We start from the raw sequence: 609 nt of genomic DNA, 5'->3' as shown, positions 1-609 counted from the left end.
TTTCTTTTTTCTAAAGGTTATGTGTAAGGAATTTAAAGATTTGCATACGAAATAAACCCTAACGGGTTTCATTTTTTTGAATTAAGCCGCTTGATTGTCAGACATGGTACAATTGTAAACGACACCTAATATATCAAAGACTGTTTTCTTCTCATATCGATGAGATTTTCTCCCGTTTTGCTGTAGGAGGTTGAACAGGCGAATTAGAATCTTTGATAGCTCTTGGGTGTCTTTCTGTATAGCTTGGAAAAGAAGAAGAAAGTAATCCTTAATCATATATATGGCCTTATATTCACTCAGTTCTCGTTTCTTTTTGATAAGAAGTAATTGCCGCATTTGAAACATGGTAGAAGAACAGAGTAGAATGGCAATTAGTTGCCCATACAAATGACATTCCAATCGTTCTCGTTTTATCTTTTTACAATGATGAATATGAAAGAATGATTTCCACGTTTTAAATAAAATCTCGATTTGCCAACGTAAAGAATACCAATCATGTACTTGTTCCATCGGGACAATATCTGTAGGGGTATTTGTCATATATACATTGATACCGCTAAGTCGTTTACTACGAGCAGAATACTTCATTCCTTTCTTTTTTTCTCTTAC

At 33.8% G+C, this 609-nt stretch carries 1 protein-coding gene; it reads right to left on the bottom strand.

Annotation, left to right across the window (positions count from 1 at the left end):
* Positions 1-81: 81 nt before the first annotated feature.
* Positions 82-609: transposase (locus G9F74_RS29465; RefSeq protein ID WP_165406434.1), on the bottom strand; the 528-nt coding region annotated here is incomplete at its 5' end.

The organism is Bacillus sp. EKM202B (assembly GCF_011066025.1).
In the GTDB taxonomy this organism is placed as follows: Bacteria; Bacillota; Bacilli; order Bacillales; family Bacillaceae_G; genus Bacillus_A; species Bacillus_A toyonensis.
Note: the sequence above shows the minus strand (reverse complement) of the source record. Positions and strands in the feature narration are given on the sequence as shown.